This is a genomic window from Photobacterium sp. R1, from assembly GCF_054600795.1.
Genome location: NZ_BAAHZP010000853.1, coordinates 1 through 245, shown reverse-complemented (window position 1 = coordinate 245; position 245 = coordinate 1). Strand labels below are relative to the sequence as shown.

At 51.8% G+C, this 245-nt stretch carries 1 protein-coding gene; it reads left to right on the top strand.

Annotation, left to right across the window (positions count from 1 at the left end; translation table 11 throughout):
• On the top strand, window positions 1-245 hold a 245-nt coding region (locus ACYP03_RS27490; RefSeq protein WP_459782871.1), incomplete at both ends, for an RnfH family protein.

Genomic DNA, 245 nt, shown 5'->3' with positions numbered 1-245 from the left:
ATCATCGAGCGCTCGGGTGTGATGGATATGTACCCTGAGATCGATCTGAAGAAAAACAAACTCTGGGTGTTCAGTCGCCCTGTGAAACTGGATGCCACAGTACACGACGGAGATCGTATCGAAATTTATCGACCGCTCCTGGCTGATCCGAAAGATTTCCGTCGTAAGCGAGCCGAGCAGGCCAAGCTGGAAGCACGGGCTGCCAAGAAAGCTCAGAAAGATGCTTCAACGAACAGCGATGCTGA